The 19,451-nt window shown below is 58.2% G+C and carries 15 protein-coding genes; 12 read left to right on the top strand and 3 right to left on the bottom strand.

What is annotated here, in order from left to right; all coding sequences use genetic code 11:
* Window positions 1–30: 30 nt before the first annotated feature.
* From N675_RS07450 to gyrA, 4 genes are all read left to right on the top strand, one after another.
* Entirely contained in the window at window positions 31–1,182 is a 1,152-nt protein-coding gene (locus N675_RS07450; protein WP_051914580.1) for an inositol-3-phosphate synthase, read from the top strand.
* A gap of 21 nt (window positions 1,183–1,203) precedes the next feature.
* Window positions 1,204–1,905, top strand: a complete 702-nt coding sequence (locus N675_RS07445) for a hypothetical protein (RefSeq protein WP_038038792.1) — start codon at window positions 1,204–1,206, stop codon at window positions 1,903–1,905.
* A gap of 8 nt (window positions 1,906–1,913) precedes the next feature.
* A complete protein-coding gene (locus N675_RS07440; RefSeq protein WP_051914437.1) occupies window positions 1,914–2,906 on the top strand; it encodes a lysophospholipid acyltransferase family protein in 993 nt (330 codons plus the stop codon).
* Between the two features lie 162 nt (window positions 2,907–3,068).
* Window positions 3,069–5,543 (top strand): DNA gyrase subunit A, encoded by a 2,475-nt coding sequence (gene gyrA / locus N675_RS07435; RefSeq protein WP_038038791.1) that lies wholly within the window; start codon window positions 3,069–3,071, stop codon window positions 5,541–5,543.
* A gap of 18 nt (window positions 5,544–5,561) precedes the next feature.
* On the opposite strand, the gene N675_RS07430 is transcribed toward gyrA, so the two are convergent.
* The gene (locus N675_RS07430; RefSeq protein WP_038038789.1) at window positions 5,562–6,368 is read right to left on the bottom strand and encodes a hypothetical protein; all 807 of its coding nucleotides are present in this window, start codon (window positions 6,366–6,368) and stop codon (window positions 5,562–5,564) included.
* Between the two features lie 106 nt (window positions 6,369–6,474).
* Between N675_RS07430 and nadD the strand changes: the two genes are divergently transcribed.
* The 7 genes from nadD (at window position 6,475) to N675_RS07395 (ending at window position 14,150) form a co-directional block, all read left to right on the top strand.
* Window positions 6,475–7,131, top strand: coding sequence for a nicotinate-nucleotide adenylyltransferase (gene nadD, locus N675_RS07425; protein WP_051914436.1), 657 nt, complete (start codon window positions 6,475–6,477; stop codon window positions 7,129–7,131).
* Window positions 7,132–7,182: 51 nt separating this feature from the next.
* The gene (gene secD / locus N675_RS07420) at window positions 7,183–8,565 is read left to right on the top strand and encodes a protein translocase subunit SecD (RefSeq protein ID WP_038038788.1); all 1,383 of its coding nucleotides are present in this window, start codon (window positions 7,183–7,185) and stop codon (window positions 8,563–8,565) included.
* A gap of 28 nt (window positions 8,566–8,593) precedes the next feature.
* Window positions 8,594–9,523 (top strand): protein translocase subunit SecF, encoded by a 930-nt coding sequence (gene secF / locus N675_RS07415; RefSeq protein WP_038038787.1) that lies wholly within the window; start codon window positions 8,594–8,596, stop codon window positions 9,521–9,523.
* Between the two features lie 20 nt (window positions 9,524–9,543).
* A complete protein-coding gene (locus N675_RS07410) occupies window positions 9,544–10,911 on the top strand; it encodes an NAD(P)/FAD-dependent oxidoreductase (protein WP_038038786.1) in 1,368 nt (455 codons plus the stop codon).
* A 138-nt stretch (window positions 10,912–11,049) separates the two neighbouring features.
* Window positions 11,050–12,516: an NADP-dependent isocitrate dehydrogenase gene (locus N675_RS07405; RefSeq protein WP_038038785.1), complete on the top strand. Its 1,467-nt coding sequence runs from the start codon at window positions 11,050–11,052 to the stop codon at window positions 12,514–12,516.
* A gap of 2 nt (window positions 12,517–12,518) precedes the next feature.
* A complete protein-coding gene (gene purE, locus N675_RS07400; RefSeq protein ID WP_038038783.1) occupies window positions 12,519–13,040 on the top strand; it encodes a 5-(carboxyamino)imidazole ribonucleotide mutase in 522 nt (173 codons plus the stop codon).
* A gap of 6 nt (window positions 13,041–13,046) precedes the next feature.
* Window positions 13,047–14,150 (top strand): 5-(carboxyamino)imidazole ribonucleotide synthase, encoded by a 1,104-nt coding sequence (locus N675_RS07395; RefSeq protein WP_038038780.1) that lies wholly within the window; start codon window positions 13,047–13,049, stop codon window positions 14,148–14,150.
* A gap of 79 nt (window positions 14,151–14,229) precedes the next feature.
* Here N675_RS07395 and ilvD read toward each other — a convergent pair whose 3' ends face one another.
* Window positions 14,230–15,891 (bottom strand): dihydroxy-acid dehydratase, encoded by a 1,662-nt coding sequence (ilvD, locus tag N675_RS07390; protein WP_038039565.1) that lies wholly within the window; start codon window positions 15,889–15,891, stop codon window positions 14,230–14,232.
* A gap of 188 nt (window positions 15,892–16,079) precedes the next feature.
* Here ilvD and gpmI point away from each other — a divergent pair, with 188 nt between their 5' ends.
* The gene (gpmI, locus tag N675_RS07385; protein WP_081886933.1) at window positions 16,080–17,696 is read left to right on the top strand and encodes a 2,3-bisphosphoglycerate-independent phosphoglycerate mutase; all 1,617 of its coding nucleotides are present in this window, start codon (window positions 16,080–16,082) and stop codon (window positions 17,694–17,696) included.
* On the opposite strand, the gene N675_RS07380 is transcribed toward gpmI, so the two are convergent.
* Window positions 17,664–19,403, bottom strand: a complete 1,740-nt coding sequence (locus N675_RS07380) for a CocE/NonD family hydrolase (protein WP_231577968.1) — start codon at window positions 19,401–19,403, stop codon at window positions 17,664–17,666. The genes gpmI and N675_RS07380 overlap by 33 nt on opposite strands.
* Window positions 19,404–19,451: the final 48 nt, after the last annotated feature.

Below are 19,451 nucleotides of genomic sequence, written 5' to 3'. Positions count from 1 at the left end.
CCGTACAATCCGCATCGTGTTGCGCGAATGATGGGGGCAGCAACCACACTGAGAGGACAACGGGCAACAGTGAGCGAGAAGAAAATTCGCGTCGCGATCATCGGCGTTGGCAACTGCGCATCAGCACTTGTCCAAGGGGTGCACTTTTACCGCAATGCTGACCCAACCCAATTTGTTCCGGGCCTTATGCATGTTGACCTCGGCGGCTATCACGTGGGTGATATCGAGTTTACCGCTGGCTTCGATATCGACGTCAACAAAGTCGGCAAGGATCTGTCCGAGGCAATCTTTGCTCCTCCGAATAACACCTACAAATTCACCGACGTTCCGCCGCTCAATGCTCCAGTCTATCGCGGGATGACACACGACGGCCTCGGCAAATATCTCTCCCAGGTAATTCAGAAGGCACCTGGGCCAACAGCAGATATTGTCGGCATCCTCAAGGAAACCAAGACTGATGTTGTCGTCAACTTCTTGCCAGTCGGCAGTGAAATGGCGACCAAGTGGTATGTTGAGCAGGTACTCGATGCCGGCTGCGCGTTTGTGAACTGCATTCCGGTCTTTATCGCTCGTGAAGAGTACTGGCAAAATCGCTTCCGCGAACGCGGACTCCCGATTATTGGCGACGATGTGAAGAGCCAAGTCGGGGCGACGATTACGCACCGCGTCCTGGCGCGCTTGCTTGCCGATCGAGGCGTGCGCATTGATCGGACCTATCAGCTCAACTTCGGTGGCAATACCGACTTCCTCAACATGCTTGAACGCGAACGGCTTGAGTCAAAGAAGATTTCGAAGACGCAAGCCGTCCAGAGCATCCTCGATCAGCCATTGTCAGAAGAAAACATCCATGTCGGCCCAAGTGACTACGTGCCCTGGCTCCAAGACCGGAAGTGGTGCCACATCCGAATCGAAGGGACAACCTTTGGCGAAGTGCCGCTGAACATTGAGTTGAAACTCGAGGTTTGGGATTCTCCCAACTCAGCCGGCGTGGTCATTGACGCAATCCGCTGTGCGAAGCTCGCGCTGGATGCTGGTATTGCTGGGCCACTGATCGGACCAAGTGCCTATTTCATGAAGTCCCCACCAGTCCAGTACCGCGATGAAGAGGCACGTGAGATGGTCGAGGCATTCATCCGCGAGACGACAGCACAGCGAGCACGGCGGTTGCTCGCGGAAAGCTAAGGCATTGCGCCGCTGGCAGCGATGAGCTGGAGCAGACTCTTGCCATGCTTCAGCACCTGTCAGCGGCGCACGCTTTCCGTTCTCGATCCCATCAAGCAGGCTCTTGCCCTCAATCTCTCCTACGTCCTGCATGAGCCATCAACGTCACCCGAAATCCACGCTGCGGTGCGCACGCTCCAGACGACACACAGACGCGTGCAGCGGGCAACGCAGCAACTGGCTTCCCGCTCGGATGAAGCCGTAATCCCGTATGTCGTGCCACACCATGAGCATGCGCTTCAGCTCCTCCAGTCGACAGCTCCCCATTCAATACATCTCCTTACGCTCACCCTGGGAGCATGGCAGCTTCTCCCTCGCCTGATTGCGCTCCATACCTACCAGAGCAAGCCAACGGTCTGGGTCCTCGAGCGCTTGCCGATGGTTGGGCCAGCTCGTGACCGGCCCTTCCTTCTCTTTCGCGCTCCGACGCGTCTCGCCCTTCCTGAAGCATTGCTTGACAATGCTGTGCCGGTATGGTTCGCTACAGCAGCTTTCCGCCCCGGATGGCAGAGCGTGTTGCTCCACCTCTGTCCACTTCCGGAACAACCGACTGAACGACTCACAATGCTTGGCCAGAGCATCGAAGAGGTGCTTCGTAACTTTTGGCCTCAGTGGTATCCCGAACGAGCGCTTTGGCCAGCTCCAGCTGAAGTGGTATTGCCTGAATTCCGAGATGAAGGGTAAGGCAGCATATGGGATTGCTCATCGGCATGCGCATTGGAGCAATCCTGACGCCAATTGTGCCAACACCACTTGCGTATTGGATCTGCCGTGCAATCGGCGTTGTCCTCTTCTGTGTTAAATTCCGGACGAGACGCGCAGTGCTTGACAATCTACGCCACGTCGCGCCAGAGCGTTCCTGGTTCTGGCGCGAGTACCAAGCCGCCCGCGTTTTTATTTCCGCCACAATGAACTACTATGACCTGCAACGCCTTCGCCTTCTTGATCGCACACGCCTTCCTACCCTCATCGAATTACACGGTCAAGAGCATCTCGAGCGCGCCTGTGCCCGTGGGAAAGGCATTATTGTGCTTTCGGCACATATTGGAAACTTCAACGTCGTTGCCCAGTACCCGGCCATGCTCGGCTATCAGGGCGCAATCATTGCCGAACAAGTGCACCCTCCGGCACTTTTCCGCTATCTCACAACCCTCCGTTCCGCCTTGGGGATCACCGTCCTTCCCCCCGGCGCATCATCAGTTTTGCCGATTCTTCGATTGTTGCGGCAGAACGGCATCCTGTTGGTGACCGGTGACCGGGACGTTACCGGACATGCCAAACTTGTCCCGTTTTTCGACGCGCCCGCGCCATTGCCGGTTGGACCCGCGGTGCTTGCGCTGCGCACTGGCGCAGCTCTGGTTCCAGCGTTCACCGTACGCCGCGGGACAAGGAAGTCAGTGGTCTACATCTTGCCGGAGATCATCCTCACGCGGACTGGCAATCCAGACATCGATTTGACAAACGCGATGCACCAAATCGCCCGGGTCCTGGAGAGTATGATCCGCACCGATCCAGGACAATGGACGATGCTCCAGCGCGTGTGGCCCCACCCCGAACGAGCCTTCGTCTCACAACCTGAAAGCTGGGGGGCTATCCCAGCGGAACTGGTCAGCTCGGACATGCAGCATGAAGTGGCACCCGTGCTTCACCCGGAATCTCCGGCAAAGCGAACAGGTGAACGATGATCGCGATCGGAGTTGATCACCCCGGTCGAAGCGTGTCTTGCCCAATGGTCGAGGGTCTTCGGGCCAAGCGTTAGATTTTTCGGGCAAAGTCGACAAGGTTATGCTATACTTGCCCGGGTTGAGGCAGAGGCATCGAATCAGAGCAAAGGTTCGCATAGAGCAATGAGTGCAGAAATCGGTCGGGTCGAGCACGTAAGCATCGAAGAAGAAATGCGCCGCTCCTACCTTGATTACGCCATGAGCGTCATTGTGCAGCGTGCTCTCCCGGACGTCCGTGATGGGCTCAAGCCAGTGCAGCGGCGCATCCTCTATGGCATGCATGAAATGGGCCTGCGCCCAACAGCGAAGTACCGCAAGAGCGCTGGCATCGTTGGTGAGGTACTGAAGTCATATCACCCTCACGGCGATAGCGCCGTCTACGACGCACTCGTACGAATGGTGCAGCCGTTTACGCTCCGCTATCCCCTCATTGACGGACAAGGCAACTTCGGCTCAATCGATGGCGATAGTGCCGCCGCCATGCGGTATACCGAGGCACGGCTAGCACCAATCGCTGAAGAATTGCTCGCCGATATTGAAAAGCAAACGGTCGACTTCATCCCAAACTACGACGACAGCGCGCGCGAACCAACAGTCCTGCCAGCACGGCTGCCGAATCTGCTCGTGAACGGTGCTTCGGGCATCGCTGTGGGCATGGCAACCAACATTCCACCCCATAACCTTGCCGAAGCCTGTGATGCCATTATCTACCTCATCGATCATCCTGAGGCGAGCGTCGAAGAACTGTTACAGTATCTGCCTGGTCCAGACTTCCCGACCGGCGGCATCATCCTTGGGCGCGAAGGCATTCTCGCTGCCTACGCTACTGGTCGTGGGCGCATTGTTGTCCGGGCCAAGACACACATCGAGGAATTAAGTCGAGGGCGCCAGGCGATCATCGTCAGCGAACTCCCGTATCAAGTGAACAAGGCCGTGCTCATCGAGCGTATCGCGGAGCTTGTCAAGGCCGGCAAACTTGAAGGTATTCACGATCTCCGTGACGAATCCGATCGCAACGGCATGCGCATCGTCATTGAGCTCAAGCGCGACGCCCAGCCGCGCGTCGTCCTCAACAACCTCTTTAAGCACACGCAGCTTCAAACGACGTTTGGCGTGAACATGCTCGCTTTGGTTGATGGCACCCAACCGCGGGTTCTCACCCTCAAGCGCTTGCTGCAGCTTTACATCGAGCACCGGCAGACCGTCATTCGCCGCCGCACGACGTTTGAGCTTGAGCAAGCCCGTCGCCGCGCCCACATTCTCGAAGGGTTGAAGCGCGCCCTCGATCAACTCGACAATGTCATCCGCACGATCCGCGAATCACGATCAGCGGAAGATGCACGCACGAATTTGATGGCACGTTTCCAGCTGACCGAAATCCAAGCGAACGCCATCCTTGAGATGCAGCTTCGCCGGCTTGCTGCACTCGAGCGACAGAAAATCGAAGAAGAGTATCAACAGATTCTTGCGCGCATTGCAGAGCTGGAAGCGCTTCTCGCTGATCCGTCGCGGGTGCTTGCCCTGATCAAGACCGAGCTTACACAACTGAAAGAGCAGTATGGCGATCCACGACGCACCATTATCCAAGAAACCGTGGAGGATTTGACGGACGACGAACTTGTCCCGCGGATCCCCGTCCTCGTGACGCTGACTGAACGCGGGTACATCAAGCGCCATCCCAACGGCTCGTACCGCACACAACACCGCGGTGGCAAAGGCGTTAATGGCATGCAAGTTCGCGAGGAAGATCGGATCCGGCATGTTCTTACCGCGACGACACACGATACCTTGCTCGTCTTCACCAACCGCGGTCGTGCCTATCAGCTGCCAGTTCGCGACCTTCCGGAAGCGAGCCGCACTGGGCGCGGCATGCCGATTGTCAATTTCATCAACATTCAGCAGGATGAAGAGGTAACCGCTCTCGTACCGATTTCCTCATTAGAAGAGGTGCGCTATTTGTTCATGGTAACACGGCAAGGTCGTGTGAAGCGGACGGCACTGTCGGAATTCGCCTCCGTTCGCTCGAGCGGCATTCTGGCTATTACCCTCGAAAACGGTGACGAACTGGCCTGGGTGCTCCTCACCACCGGCTATAACGACATTGTCCTTGTGACGGCTCACGGACAAGCCATCTGTTTCCCAGAAAGCGACGTCCGCCCAATGGGTCGCCAAGCTGCTGGCGTCATCGGCATCCGGCTTGAGGACGGCGACGCTGTGATTGCGTCAGATTTGAGCCGCCCAAACGCTGACCTGCTCGTCGTCTCCCAGCACGGCTACGGCAAGCGAACGCCGCTGAGTGAGTTCCGGCGTCAAGGACGTGGCGGCAGCGGGATTATGGCAGCAAAGGTCACAGCGAAAACCGGCGCACTTGCCAGCGCTCGCGTCATCGTTGGCACTGAAAGCATCATCATTATGAGCGCTCGGGGGAAGGTCATTGTCATTCAGGCCGCGCAGGTTCCCCAACTCGGCCGCGCCGCCCAGGGGGTCAGCTTGATGCGCCTTGAAGAGGGCGATACCGTGGCAGCACTCGCACTCGCCGATCCTGCAAACGATGGCCACGTCGAGGCCGCATGGACCGGTAACGGCCACAGTGAGTAGCCTCACACACTGGCTGTTTCAGTGACGTCGTCGCTTTGCCAAGCGCCTTGGCAAGAGCAGTGGCTCGTTCCAGAACGTTACAAGGATAAAGAGCACACACGCGACAATGGGGGCAAGCTGAAAGAAAGCGAGCAGGGGCGGTATCCCTCGCCACGGCGCACTTCCAAGGACAAATGCGCTGAGGCAGTACAGCGCAAGCAGGCCAATACTGCCTATGCTCGCGATGAGAGGACTCCAAAACAACGGCAGGATGAGGCCAAGTCCTCCCGCAACGACTGTCCCAATGCCTGCGAGCACACCAAATTGGCTCACACGGCCAGGCTCGCCAAGCAAGAGCAGCGGGATGGTCGTGAGAACCGGCAGCGCATACTGGAACCGTTCCAACGGATCGTCGACGATTCGTACAAGAACGCCCAAGCCTGCAGTAACCAAGACCGTCATCCCGAAGCCCGGCAGGAGTGCAAGCCAGAGTGATGGAAGGAATGAGTGACGAGCTGACGTCACCACCGCAAAACTGATCGCGGCAACTGGTAACACGAGCATCAGCATCGCAGCATCAACGAGCCAGAGCGGGCGCTGGGCCAATGGGATTGGAGACCGTGGGAGCAGACCGCCAGCCAGCAAGACGACCGCAAGGGGCAGCAACAGCCAAAGGGCGAGTTCCAGCCGCGGCACAAGACCAGCGCTGAGCCACACGCCAGCAAGCACGATCCGGAGCACGGCAAGGAGCCAGAGGGGAAGGTCTCCACGTTCGAGACGCAGAGGCGAAGGTGATGAAACGGGAGTAACCGTAGAGCGTGGCGGTTCCCAACGATCTTCTTCCATAGGCGTCCTTTTTCCTCAGCATCCGTGCACACGGCGTGCACAGTCGTTGATGATGCGAGTAGGATTGCCATAAGCGCAAGCATGAACGCTGTACGAGGGGGAGCATGTGGGGCGGCTGGGTATCTTTGGTGGGACATTTGACCCAGTACACCACGGACACTTAATTATCGCTGAGGCATTTCGCGAGCACTTGCAGCTTAGCGCTGTGCTCTTCTTGCCTGCCCATACGCCACCACATAAACAGGGACGGCCGATTACACCACTTCAGCACCGGCTTGCAATGCTCCAGCTTGCGCTGCTTGATGAGCCAGCCTTTGCGATTTCCTATGTCGATGCCCAGCGAGCCGGCCCTTCCTATACCGCCGATAGTTTGGCCCTGCTGCGTCAGCAATATCCAGAAGATGAGCTCTACTTCCTGATGGGACAGGATTCCCTAGCTGGGCTACCCACCTGGCACGAACCTCAGCGCGTTGCCGAGCAGGCGTTTCTTGCAGTAGCCATGCGACCTGGCGTTTCCGTCGATCTCGACGCGCTCTACCAAGCGGTGCCAGCAGCACGCGGACGTGTCATCCTCGTTTCTGTGCCCCTCATTCAAATCGCGTCAAGCGATATCCGGCAACGCGTTGCCGAAGGGCGCAGCATCCGGTACTTCGTCCCACCAGCGGTCGAAGCGTATATCGTCCACCACGGCCTCTACCGGACAGCTGCAAACGAACAGCAGAGCGTGGCGCATCCCGATGTTGTCTCGCTGCCCCATGTATAATCGCCGCTGGCCAAGGGTGGCCGTGATACTCACAGGAGACGAGGGAAGCCCATGCGGATCAAACCCTGGCATACTTTGATCGTCATTTTGGTGCTGGCACTTGTCGCGGTCTGGATCGACCTTCCAGGCGATCGCCTGGATCCCTTCGGCTGGAAGAAAAACATTACCGTTCACCAGGGACTTGACCTCCAGGGGGGAATTCAAATCGTGCTCCAAGCACGCCCCCCAGCAGGCGTCCAAGTTACCAATGAGGTGTTGCAAGGTACCCGTGACACCATTGAGCGCCGTGTCAACGGCCTGGGGGTGAGTGAACCAGTCGTCCAGACACGCGGCAACAATCAGATTCTCGTCGAGCTACCGGGGTATAAGGATCCCGAACACGCAGTGCAGGTGCTGCAGCGCACAGCACTGCTGGAGATTATTGATCCGCAAGGGCAGTATCTCCCCGTCGGGACGGTGGTCAACACCTCACTTGGCCCTGCCAAGGATGTTCTCGGTGACACGCCCGAAGCAGAAACAGCAAACCAGCGCCCCACGTATCAGACCATCGTGACGGGCGCTGACCTCAAAGACGCATTCCCGACCACGGACAACGTCGGAGCCCTTGTCGTCGGGTTCCAGCTCAAGTCCGATGCAGCGGACAAGTTCTACCAGTACACCAGCACGCACATCGGCCAGCCGATGTCGATTGTCGTCGACAAGCGGGTCATTGAGACCGCCACGATCCAGAATGCAATCCGTGATCAAGGCATCATTACCGGCCTCAGTGCCCAGGGCGTCAACGACCTAGTGCTGCAACTCAAGTCCGGTGCGCTGGCTGTCCCGCTTGAGGTTGTGCAGAGCCGCACGGTTGGCCCAACACTTGGGCAAGACTCCATTCACAAGAGCATTATCGCTGGTCTGGTCGGCCTTGGACTCGTCGCTTTCTTCATGATTGCCTACTACCGCCTTCCCGGCGTGATTTCGGTGATCGCCCTCTTGCTCTATACGGCGTTCGTCTTCGCGCTGTTTAAGGCCATCCCCGTTGTGTTGACGCTTCCAGGGATTGCAGGATTCATCCTCTCCATCGGCATGGCGGTTGACGCAAACGTGCTTATCTTTGCCCGCCTCAAAGAAGAACTTCGCTTAGGGCATACAGTCGCTCGAGCAATTGAAGCAGGGTTTGACCACGCGTGGCCGTCAATCCGCGACTCCAATGTCTCGACGATGATTACCTGCGCCATTCTTTTCTGGTTTGGCCGATACGTTGGCGCGACAATCATCCAAGGATTCGCGCTTACGCTCTTCATCGGTGTCGCGGTGAGCATGTTTACGGCAATCGTCGTGAGTCGCACGCTCCTTCGTGTCCTGTTGCCACTCCGGATCATCCACAACCCCTGGTGGTACGGGATCGAACGGGCACGAGCACAAACTGCTCCAGCGACAGGAGACTAACCAACGCGGGGTGAAGGAGTACGTGTCAATGTTTGATCTTGTCGGCAAACGCTATTACTGGTTCCTCCTTTCCCTAATCATCATTATTCCAGGGATGATCTCGCTCGTTACGCACGGCCTCCGCTTGAGCATCGATTTCACCGGAGGCACTCTCTGGGAGCTGCAGATGAGTCACCCGGTGCAACCTGGCGAGGTTCGCGATGTCCTGGCACAACATGGCTTTCCGGATGCAATCGTTCAAACAGCCGATAACAACGTCGTGCTTATCCGGATGAAGGAACTCAAAGAGGGGTCGCCGCAAAAGACAGAACTCGCCAACGCCTTGCGAGAACGCTTTGGCAATTTCACGGAACAGCGCCTTGAATCAGTCGGCCCCACGCTCGGGACGTCAATCCGTAACCGTGCGATTGCTGCTGTTGGACTCGCAACGCTTGGCATTCTCGGCTACATTGCCTGGGCATTCCGCAACACCAACAATCCATTCCTTTATGGCATCGCCGCCATTATTGCGATGTTGCATGACGTTGCAGTCGTGGTTGGTATCTTCTCAATCCTCGGTTGGCTTCGCGGCGTTGAAGTCGATTCCTTGTTCATTACTGCGCTCCTGACAATCATCGGCTTCTCCGTCCATGACACGATCGTGGTCTTTGACCGTATCCGTGAGAACCTCGCGCGCCGCGCTGCACCAACGTTTGAACAGGTGGTGAACTATAGCCTGGTTCAGACTCTCGTTCGCTCCCTCAACACGTCACTCACAGTGGTCATCACCCTGCTCGCGCTCTACCTCTTTGGTGGAGAAACAACACGCTACTTCGTCCTGGCGTTGCTGATTGGCATCATCAGCGGCACGTATTCATCAATCTTCAACGCAAGCCAAATCCTCGTGGTCTGGGAGAACCGCGAACTCCAGCGCTTCGTTGCTCGCCTGCGTGGTCAGCGACAACACGTTCCTGCATAAGATCCGGGATGAAGAGCGCAATGAACGAGTACCAAACTGCAGGATTCACAGCTGGCGTTATCGGCGGTGGCGTCGCTGGACTGACAGCAGCGTACCGGTTGCTCCAAGCTGGATTTCGCGTCGCCCTCTGGGAACGCAATACGCAGTTGGGTGGACAAGCTGCTGCCTTCCCTGTCGCTGGCTCAGCACTGGAATACTTCTATCACCACCTCTTTATGAGTGATCGCGATATCGTGGCGCTGGCAGAGGAACTGGGCATCGGCGACCGGCTCGTCTGGCTTCCGTCACGGGTTGGCTTCTACGCCAACGGCAAAATTTATCCGTTGGCAAGTGCGCTCGATGTTCTCCGCCTTGGGGTCGTGCCATTCCATGATCGCCTGCGCATCGGGCTCGTCACATACTACCTTCAGCATGTCCACAACTGGCGGCGGTTTGAAGCGGTCACAGCGTGGGATTGGCTGCAGCGAGCTGTTGGGCGACGCGCTTTCGAACGGGTCTGGGGCGCACAGCTCCGTGCGAAGTTCGGGCCGCGAGCCCGTGATGTGGCCATGGTCTGGTTCTGGAATAAGATCTACCTGCGCACGCAGTCGAGAACGTCGCTCTTTGAGCCCGAAAAACTCGGATATTTCCGCGGCAGTTTTAACGTCCTGATCGATCGCTTGGCTGAAGCAATCCGGCAGCGCGGTGGGCAGATTTTTGCCGGAATCGGTGTTGAACAAATCAGTAGAGAAGCCGATCGGTGGATCATTCGTGATAGCACCGGCCAGGCAACTGCCGTTGACGTCCTGGTTGTCACGGCGCCGTCGCCACTTGTCGTGCGCCTCTTCCCGAATCTCCCAGCCGACTACGTCCGCAAGTTGACTGGAACAGTCTATCAAGCTGCTGCAACGCTACTCTTGCAAACACGGCATCAACTCTCCTCGACCTATTGGCTCAACATTGGCGACCTCAATCTTCCCTACACGGGGATCATCGAGCATACCAACTTGATAGGCCCCGAACACTACCAGGGATGGCACTTCGTCTACGTAAGCAAGTACGTCGAACAAGACGATCCCTATATCCAACTTGACGACGAGGGCATCTTCCAGATTGCACTTGAGCAGCTACCGAAGATCAACCCCCAGTTTTCGGCTGACTGGGTAGAACGGTACTGGGTCTTCCGGGAACGAGCCGCCCAGCCAATCATTCCCCTGCACTACTCCCAACAGATTCCTGAGCACCGCATGCCGTTACCAGCAGCATACCTTGCGAACACGACCCAGATCTATCCGGAAGACCGTGGGACCAACTACAGTGTCCGCCTCGGCAATACGATCGTCCGCATCATCCTTGACGACCTCAAACAGGGACGGCTCAGGATTCCTGAGCCAGCACTTGCTCGGTGATCCATAACGACATTGTTATTGAACAAGTAGAAACCCTTGACGTTGCGGTCCTGGTCTCGTATGGTGAGCAGCTGGTTAGGCTGCCGGACGTTGCGGCAGCATGCGAAGCGTGATGACACAAGGGAGTGCCGGTAGGGAATGAAGTATGTGGTAACTCCGCAGGGTAAGAAGCTTGTCACACTTATCCCTGGAGACGGTATCGGACCAGAGGTTGTTGCCAGCGCACGCCGCATTATCGAAGCGGTCGGCGTGCCGATTGAATGGGACGAGCAACGAGCCGGCGCAAGTGTGTTCCGTGAAGGAATTGCAAGCGGCGTACCAGAAGAGACCGTGGCTTCGATTCGCCGTTCCCGCGTTGTGCTCAAAGGACCACTCGAGACACCGGTTGGGTACGGTGAGAAGAGCGCGAACGTCACGTTGCGCAAGCTTTTTGAGGCATTCGCCAATGTGCGGCCAGTCCGCGAGTTACCCTCAGTACCAACGCCCTATCGCGGTCGCGGCATCGATCTCGTCATCGTTCGTGAAAACGTCGAAGACCTCTACGCCGGGATCGAGTACGTTGACACACCAGGAGTGACGAGCGCCTTCAAGGTCATCAGTGTCAAGGGCAGCGAAAAGATTATCCGCTTCGCGTTCGCACTGGCTCGCGCTGAAGGCCGGCAGGTCGTTCATGGCGCTACCAAAGCGAATATCTTGAAAGTGACCGAGGGACTGTTCAAGCGGCTCTTCGAGACGATTGCGCGCGAGTTTCCTGATATTCGCGCTGAGCACATCATTATCGACAACTGCGCTCACCAGCTGGTGAAGCAGCCAGAGCAGTTCGACGTTATCGTGACGACCAATATGAACGGCGATATCATCAGCGACCTTGCCTCAGGCCTGGTTGGCGGGCTTGGTTTTGCGCCTTCGGCCAACTACGGTCACGATGTTGCAATCTTTGAGCCAGTCCATGGCTCTGCTCCAAAGTACGCAGGCAAGAACGTTATTAATCCGACCGCGATGATCCTCACGGCAATCCTCATGCTTCGTTACCTAGATGAATTCGCCGCAGCCGAGACGATCGAGCACGCGCTTCTTGTCACCCTGGAGGAAGGTAAAGCCCTCACCCGTGACGTTGTCGGCGACGCTGAAGCTGCGACAACGACAGCCTTCACTGATGCGATTATCAGCAATTTGGGACGCCGCTCAACACACTGGCAACCGCGCGCCTACTCGCCAATCCAGATCCCGGAACTGCATCCTGATCCGGTCGCGGTGCGAGTCAAGCAGGAGCGCGTTGTTGGCGTTGATGTGTTTATCGAGGCGGACACCAATCCCACCGATTTGGGCAGGGCGCTTGAGCAGCTCACAGCTGACTCACCGCTTGCCCTCTATCACGTCTCCAGCCGTGGCTTGCAGGTCTATCCCGACGTCGGCGCATCGATTGATTATGTCGATCACTGGCGCTGCCGCTTCCTCGCTCGCGCAAGCGAGGGTGAAGTCAACGATGCGGCTATTCTCGATTTGCTGACCAAAATCGGGCAGCACTTTACCTGGACAAGCGTGCTTCGTCTTCGCGAGTTCGACGGTGAGCAAGGATTCTCAAAGGCACAGGGCGAAGAGTAGCGATGGAAACCGAAGAGCAGACACGGTCAACGCCACTTGTCGGCATTATCATGGGCTCTCGCTCTGACTGGGAAACCATGCAACATGCGGCGGCGACCCTCGAGGCGCTCAACGTTCCGTATGAGGTACGGGTCGTCTCTGCCCATCGCACGCCCGATGCGATGTTCGAGTATGCAGCTTCAGCGGAAGCGCGTGGGATTGAAGTGATTATTGCCGGAGCCGGAGGAGCAGCACACCTTCCCGGCATGACCGCATCGAAAACCGTGCTGCCGGTCCTTGGGGTTCCCGTGCAATCGCACGCGCTGCACGGCCTCGACTCGCTCTTGTCAATTGTGCAGATGCCAGCCGGTATTCCCGTTGGAACGCTGGCCATTGGACGGAGTGGCGCAGTCAATGCTGCCCTTCTTGCCGCAGCGATTCTCGGGATCAAATACCCGGCTATCCGCGAAGCCGTGCGGCGCTACCGCGCTGAGCAAACAGCAGCCGTGTTAGCGCATCCTGATCCACGAGAACAAACGGGGTAGAGTGCCATGAGCATCTATCGGGGTCATATCGGCATTCTCGGCGGTGGCCAACTTGGCCGGATGCTTGCGCTTGCGGGCATTCCGCTCGCGCTGCGGTTTCGCTTCCTCGATCCAGCGCCTGACGCTCCAGCGAGCGACGTCGGCGAGCTGATTTGCGCAGCCTACGACGATCCCGCGGCCCTGGCCACCTTTGGTGAGGGGCTCGACCTCGTCACCTACGAGTTTGAAAATGTGCCGGCTGCCGCAGTTGCGCAACTCGCGCCGCAACTCCCCGTCTTCCCGCCGCCACGCGCCCTTGAGACAGCGCAAGATCGGCTCTTTGAAAAGCAACTATTTCAGGCCTGCGATATCCCTGTGCCGCCATATGCTGCAGTCAGCACAGCCGAAGAACTGCAGCAGGCCGTCAACCGCATTGGCACGCCAGCCCTGCTCAAGACCCGCCGGTTTGGCTACGACGGGAAAGGGCAAGTACCCGTCAACCACCCGGCTGAGGCTGAGGCTGCATGGCAACAGGTGCAGAACGTTCCCTGTCTTTATGAGCAGCGCGTCGCATTCGAGCGAGAAGTCTCGGTGCTCGCAGCGCGCAGCCGCACTGGTGAGATTGCCATCTATCCGCTCGTCGAAAACATTCATCGCAATGGCATTCTGTTCATCTCACGCGCGCCAGCACCCAACGCGCAGCACCTCCAGGAACAGGCTGCGGCCTATGCCCAACGAGTCTTGGAAGCGCTTGATTACGTGGGGCTGCTCGCCATTGAGTTTTTCGTCGTTGACAACCAGTTGCTCGCAAACGAGATGGCCCCACGGGTCCACAACTCCGGGCACTGGACCATCGAAGGTGCTGAGACAAGTCAATTCGCTCAGCACTTGCGCGCTGTTCTCGGCCTTCCCCTGGGCTCAACGCGTGCGCGCGGTCATGTGGCGATGATCAACATCCTGGGAACGATTCCTGCAATCGAACAGCTTCTCGCACTTCCCGGCACCCATGTCCACCTCTACCGAAAAGCACCTCGCTCCGGCCGAAAGCTCGGCCATGTGACCGTGCGTGCAGACTCGGTCGACGAGCGGGAAGCAGCCGTCGAGGCTGTGCTCAAGATCCTTGAGCCGTAATTCCCGACAGAGAAAGACGCTGGAGCAGCCTTTACCCTCGCTGCTCCAGCGTTCTTCCTCACGCAGGACAAGCGTGGAACTATCGATCGCGCAACACTGCCCCTTCGGACGCTGAGGTCACCAGCGCGGCATAGCGTGCAAAGACGCCGTGGGTGAAGCGTGGCGCTGGCGGCGTCCACTGTGCCCGACGCGCTTCGAGTTCCTCAGCCGGCACTTCGACGTCCAGCCGACGCCCTTCAACATCAATCGTAATCATGTCGCCGTCACGCAAAAGCGCGATTGGCCCGCCGACTGCGGCCTCGGGCGCAACGTGGCCAATCATCAACCCACGTGTACCGCCAGAGAAGCGGCCATCGGTCACTAGCGCAACGTCTTGGCCCAGACCTTCGCCGACAATCGCTGCTGTTACCTGCAACATCTCGCGCATACCTGGGCCGCCCTTCGGCCCTTCGTAGCGGATGACGACGACGTCCCCAGGCTGAATCTCCTTGCCAAGCACAGCCTGGATGGCTGCCTCCTCGTTATCAAACACACGGGCACGTCCACGGAAGTAAAGCTGCTCTGTACCAGCGATCTTCAGGACTGCACCGTCGGGAGCGAGCGAGCCACGTAAAATGACCAGCCCGCCATGGGGCTTCAAGGGCTTTGCGGGGTCATAGACGACGGGCTGCCCTGGTGCTTCAGTAGCATCGGCCACGGCTTCAGCGAGCGTTTCGCCTGTCACGGTCAGCGCACTGCCATCAATTAAGCCTGCATCAATGAGCTTCTTGACAACTAACTTGGTGCCGCCGGCCTTGTACAAACTCCAGGCCAGGTACTTGCCCCAAGGCTTGAGGTCAGCAATGATCGGCGTACGCCGACTGATCGCATCAAAATCATCGATTGAGATGTCGATGCCGACTTCCTTCGCGATGGCGATGAGGTGGAGCACAGCATTCGTTGACCCACCCGTTGCAACAACCGCGGCGATTGCATTGTGGAACGAGGTCTTCGTCAAGAAGTCTCGAGGGGTTCGTCCAGCACGTACGACCTCCATAAATCGTCGGCCGGCCTCGCGTGTCGCCTCTGACTTCTCAGGAAGGATTGCGGGAATCGCGTTATAGCCCATTGGGGAAAGGCCAAGCACCTCGAGCGCCATTGCCATCGTGTTGGCCGTATATTGCCCACCGCAGGCGCCTGGCCCCGGAATCGCATGGCGTTCAATCTGCTGCAACTCCTCGTACGAAATCTTGCCGGCAGCATGGGCACCAATAGCCTCGTAGACATCGACGATGTTGAGTTCGCGCCCAGCCCATTGTCCCGGCGCAATCGATCCGCCGTAGAGCACCATTGCCGGGACACCTGCGCGAATGACACCCATGGCGCCACCGGGGATCGTCTTGTCACAGGCGACCAGGGCGACAAGAGCATCAAACTGGTAGCCAAACGCGGTGAGCTCAATGGAGTCGGCAATGACTTCGCGGCTAATCAGCGATGCCTTCATCGCTTGGGTTCCCATGCTCATGCCATCGTTGATGGCAATGGTGTTGAACTCGACGGGAACCCCACCAGCTTCGCGGATCCCTTCGCGCACAAGCTGCGCAAGGTCACGCAGGTGACAGTTGCAGGGCATCGCATCGGTCCAAGTGTTTGCGATAGCGACGATGGGCTTCTCAAAATCCTCGTCAGTAAACCCGACTGCCCGCATCATCGCGCGAGCCCCGGCACGTTCCACACCGTGAGTGATCATATGACTTCGCAATCGCATTGGCATTTCCTCCTACACCCATGCGCCATGCCTTCGTTCCGGCATTCTACCGCGTCTCCCACCAAGTGCACACACCAACCTTGCGTAGCAGCCGAGTAGGGCGATAGGATCAGAGGGCACTGCCTCCTCGCGAGCATCGCCCCCCATCATGTTCAACGCTGACGGTGAGAGAGGAAACACGGATGGATAGGCCACAGGTCGTGCTGGTGATTCTCGACGGATGGGGCATCGGGCCAGAGTACGAAGGCAATGCGATTCGTGCTGCGCGGACGCCAACGATGGATCGGCTGCAGCAGGCCTACCCATTCACCACGCTGCGCTGTAGCGGCCGTGACGTTGGCTTGCCAGACGACCAGATGGGCAATTCCGAAGTTGGGCACCTCAATCTTGGCGCTGGCCGGATTGTGTATCAGCTCATCACGCGGATCGATCTCGACATTGAGGATGGAAGTTTTTTCACCAATCCCGCACTGGTCGCAGCAGTCGAACATGCGCGCACGACGGGGCGAACCTTGCATATTCTTGGGCTGATCGGCGACGGCGGTGTGCACAGCCACCAGCGTCACTTGCTGGCGACACTCGAACTTGCCGCACGGCACCAGGTTCCTCACGTCGCCATTCATGCCTTCACCGACGGGCGCGATACTGCACCAACGTCGGGAATCGAGTTTATGCGCGAAATCCTCGCTACGACTGAACGGCTCGGCGTTGGCCGTATCGCAAGCATCTCGGGCCGTTACTACGCCATGGACCGCGATAAGCGCTGGGACCGGACGAAGCGGGCCTATGATGCGATCGTCTGTGGGCAGGGCGCTACAGCATCAGACCCCCTTGCTGCAATCCAGCAGTCGTACGAGCACAATGTCACCGACGAGTTCATCGAGCCAACCGTCATCGTGGATGAGCACGGCCAGCCGATCGCGCCGGTCCAAGACGGCGACGCCGTGATCTTCATCAACTTCCGGGCCGACCGTGCACGGCAACTCACACGTGCGCTCACTGCACCAGACTTCCATGAATTCGATCGCTGTCGTGTTCCCAAAGACGTGATGATCGTTACCATGGCCGAGTATGAGCCGGACTTCCCCGTTCGCGTCGCATTCCCAACGGAAAACATCCACCAGCCGCTCGCTGAGGTGCTCGCAGATGCCGGCCTTCGCCAGTTCCATACTGCGGAGACCGAAAAATACGCGCATGTGACGTACTTCTTCAACGGTGGACGCGAAGAGCCGTTTCCGGGCGAAGACCGCAAGCTTATCCCATCGCCCAAAGTTGCCACCTATGACCTCAAACCCGAAATGAGCGCGCCAGAAGTCACCGACGCTGCCCTGGCAGCGATCCAGAGCGGCCAGTATGCGTTCATCCTGATCAACTACGCCAACCCCGACATGGTCGGGCATACCGGCGTCTTCGAGGCGGCGGTTCGCGCGGTCGAGTGCGTCGACTCCTGCCTGGGGAAACTCGAAGAGGCTATCCGCGCGCAACACGGCATCCTGGTTGTGACAGCCGATCACGGCAATGCCGACGAAATGCTTGTCCCCGGAACCACCGAGGTGTGGACCGCCCACACGAAAAACCCCGTGCCCTTCATCATCGTCGCGCCTGAGGACTCACCATTCCGCAGCGTACCACTCAGAACCGGTGGCCGGCTTGGCGACGTTGCTCCAACCATTCTTGAACTGCTCGGTCTTCCCAAACCCGAGGTGATGACAGGTCAAAGCCTCATCGCGCACAGCGAAACGCGGACGCACACGGTGCATCAGGCTCTAGACCGGGAGGACCGAGAGAAGAAGGCGTGAGGCGAATCCATCCTGATGCAAAACGAGCTGTGTCGCAACGCGGGCAGCCGAGAGGCCCTCTTCGGCAAAGGGACCGCCTGTATTCAGGTTGCGATCCCAGTGCGGGAAATCACTGCTGGAAACCTGTAACCGAATGCAGTGACCGCGCCGAAAGGCGTGGGCAGTTGGGCCAAGATCGATGTGATACCGGACGACCTCTCCCGGGGTAAGAAGGTGCGGATCACTGAGGGACTCACGGTACCGCGCCCGGACAATGCCTTGCGCAATATTGATTGACTGGCCTGTTGGCGAAACATCACAGAGTTTGGCAGTAAAGTCCGTATCTGGCGCAGACGATGCGGCATAAAGCTCCAGCTGGACGGGACCGACAACGAGCAGATCGCGCTCAAGTGGAGCTGACGTGTACACAAGCACGCCATTCAATACCTCGACTGCTCCTTGATCAGCTGGCCCCATTGGCGCGATCGCCGGGAAGCAGCACGAGCGTCCACCCGCGCTCGGCACTGGGGAGAGCGGATCGTACGTGTAAACATCAGGCGGCTCTGCGCCAGGCGGATCAAGGCTTAAGCGACCATTGCCGTTGACGGAGTTCGCTGCGCCAGCGCTATGGAGATAGAACGCGCGCATCTCTGCGCCAGAAGGTGGCCAGGCATCGAACTCCTGCCACTCATTGAGGCCCATAACGAAGACCGTCACCGGTTTCTCAAGCACGCCGGTGTCCTCATCGAAAAGGAACTGGCGAAGCCAACGAAGTTGCCACAAGTCAACAATATTGCGGGCTTCCGGGCCAAAATCAACGCACCCAGTAACCTGTCCCCAGGGCAAGTGATACCAGGGCCCAACGAGTAACTTCTGCTGCGCCCGTGCGCTCTCGGTTCCCGCCCCGTGACGCAGGCCGACAAAGTTGCGCACCGTCCCGCTGATAAAAACGTCATACCACCCGCCGATATGCAGCGCAGGAACAGTAATCCGGCTGTAGTCCGCATCAATGCTCCACTGCTTCCAGTAGTCGTCGTAGGACGGATGAGACAGCCAATCGAAGAAGTAGGGCGCTAAGCCAGACGACGCCAGCGGGGGATAGGTTTTGAGCGGCAGTGAACCATACCACGCAGGGGCTTGCGCAAAGGCCGCGGCCAACTGCGCCAGTTTCGCTTCATCGCCAATTTTCCGCGCCGTGTTCATCGCCAAATTCGTCGCCCAGGAGGCAGCAAATGCGAGCGCAAATGCCCCCTGGTTGTAGGTCCAGCCATCGTAGTACTGCGACGCTGTCAAACCAGGGCATATGGTGCGCAAGCTCGGTGGCCGCTGAGTCGCCGCTAGGAGTTGCGTTGCCCCAACGTAGGAGAACCCGTACATGGCAACACGGCCATTCGCATGGGGGAGGCTTGCCGCCCACTCGACCGTATCAAATCCGTCGGACGCCTCGTGAGCAAAGGGATAGAAGTCCCCCTCGGAGCGAAAACACCCGCGTGTATCTTGCACCACGACGAGAAATCCCTGGCGGGCATACCACGCGGGATGATGGTACGTGAGGTCTTCCGCTTGCGCTTTGTTATAGGGCAACCGCATCAGCAACACCGGAAACGGTCCGCCACGGGTTGGACGATAGAGATCAGCATAGAGGAGCGTCCCATCGCGCATCTGGGCGATGACATCATACTCAACCGTAATATCACTATACCGTTCATACACTGATTGGAGCGCCATCACGCACCTCCTGACCGGGACATGGTCTCATGGTAGACCGAGCGTGAT

This window comes from Thermorudis peleae, assembly GCF_000744775.1.
Lineage (GTDB): Bacteria > Chloroflexota > Chloroflexia > Thermomicrobiales > Thermomicrobiaceae > Thermorudis > Thermorudis peleae.
Note: the sequence above shows the minus strand (reverse complement) of the source record. Positions and strands in the feature narration are given on the sequence as shown.